The sequence below is a fragment of the Actinosynnema sp. NPDC023658 genome (assembly GCF_040639995.1).
Taxonomy (GTDB): domain Bacteria; phylum Actinomycetota; class Actinomycetes; order Mycobacteriales; family Pseudonocardiaceae; genus Actinosynnema.
Genome location: NZ_JBFAAX010000999.1, coordinates 1 through 1,966, shown reverse-complemented (window position 1 = coordinate 1,966; position 1,966 = coordinate 1). Strand labels below are relative to the sequence as shown.

The 1,966-nt window shown below is 70.6% G+C and carries 1 protein-coding gene; it reads right to left on the bottom strand.

Features of this window, described 5'->3' with window-relative positions; all coding sequences use genetic code 11:
• Positions 1 to 1,419: glycoside hydrolase (locus tag AB0G02_RS37360; protein ID WP_360804380.1), on the bottom strand; the 1,419-nt coding region annotated here is incomplete at its 3' end.
• Between the last annotated feature and the right edge of the window lie 547 nt (positions 1,420 to 1,966).

Below are 1,966 nucleotides of genomic sequence, written 5' to 3'. Positions count from 1 at the left end.
GCCGAACGCGACCCGCAGGGTCTTGCCGCTGACCCTGGTGTCCTGGCGTTGGGTGTAGCGGTCGCCCGAACCGGAGGTGGTGGTCGACCAGCGCGTGACCGTGCCGTCGGGCGCTTGGCCGAACCGGGTCAGGTCGAAGGTCAGGGTCTGCGCGGAACCGGTGTTGGCGGCCACGATCACCAGGCGGCGCGCGGTGGCGTCGTAAGCGGCCACGGCCAGCTCGCTGCCGGTGTCGAGGATGCGCATGCCGGGCCGGATGTGCCGGGTGAACTGGGCGATCACGTGGTACTTGGTCTCCACCTGGCCCGCTTGCAGCGAGCTGCCGTCGTAGCGGATGGCGCCCCAGCCCGCGCTCGGGTCCATGACCTGCCAGTAGCACCACGCCGTCGGCTTGAGCCAGCGGAAGTCCAGCAGCAGGCAGCGCGCGGTGGTGAGGCCGGAGCCGTCGCCGTCGCCGTGCTCGGTGTTCCACAGCACCTTGCCGGACGCGCGGACGTCGTTGCCCAGCAGGTCCCGTCGTCCTCCGGTGCCCTGGTAGCCGTGCACGTTGACCTGCCGCACCCGGCTCTTGGTGGTGGAGTCGAAGCTGTTCCAGGTGGTGCGGGCCAGGTCGTAGCTGGTCTCGTCGGACGCGGAGACCCACGTGCCGGTCAGGCCGAGCCGGTCCAGCTCGGTCCGCAGGTGGCCGATGACGCTCCGCTGGGTGGTGGCGTCGACGTGGCAGCCCTCCTGCGTGCCGTTGGCGTACCAGTAGTTCGAGGACGGCTCGTTGAACGCCTCCACGGACCGGAAGTTCACGCCCCACTGGTCACGGGCGCGGCGCGCGGTGGTGGCCAGGTGCAGGGCGTGCTGGCGGTGGTTCCACGACTGGAGGTTGGTGACGGAGGCGTCGGCGGCGCCGGAGGGGTTGTGGTTGGTGCACATCCACCACATCGGGGAGTTGGCGAACAGCTCGCTCATCGCGCCGCGCTGGGTCGCCTTGACCACCATCGCGCGCTGCTTGGCGTCGGCGTTCCAGTTCCACGCCGAGGAGTTCGGGTCCTCGTTGTTCCAGTCCTGCCAGAAGCCCTCGATCTGCTTGAACCGCGGGATGTTGGGCGAGGCCACCATCCGCTCGCCGTTCACCGCGTTCCAGCTCGACGCGCCCAGGTTGTAGCGGGCGATGTTCAGGCCCAGCCCCGGCAGCGCGGCACCGTTGTAGGTCACGGTCCTGGTGGTGAAGAACAGGTCCGCGAAGTCGTCCCGGTCCCCGAACACGTTGCCCCACCAGGCCAGGGACGTGCCCCAACCCTCCCACGTGCCCTGGTCGACGGCGGGGTTCACCGCGATGGTCGCGTCGGCTCGGGCCAGGCCCGTGCCCAGCGCGCCGCTCGCGGCCGCGACACCGGCCGCGGCCAACACCGTTCTGCGGTTGATCATGATCTCTCCTGTCGGAAGTCGTCGATGACGTCCTGGCCGGACTGCGATCACAGGGGGAAGGCGGCGGGATGTTTGCGCAAACATCGCTGGCGCGACCGTAACGCGACCACCTCGGCGTGTCCAGGGTCGGTGCACGCCGTCGATCAGAAGTCAACGGAAACCGAAGCAGCACGGGGCTTGCGTCGCGAACCGAACAGGAATCAACGCGCGTGAGCGCGGGCCGTCCTCCCGGAGTCGCGCCGAAGCCCGTCGGACCGCAGGCGCAGACCCAGCCGGGGCTCGGTGCGCCCCAGGGCGGACGCGAGGTGCCAGTGGTGGGCCGGAGGACGCCTCCCTGGCCCGTCGCGACGGCCGTCCGGAGTCCGCACCGATCCGGTGAACGGACCAAGCCCCGGGCGGTCCGCTGTGGCAGGGTCCTGGACGAAGGTTCCGCGACTGTTCCGGGGGAGGGCAGGAGCATGACGACCCAGGACGACCTCTCACGCCGCGAGGTGCTGGCGCGCACCGGTCGGATCGCCGTCGCGCTGGGCGCCACGAGCGCGGTGGC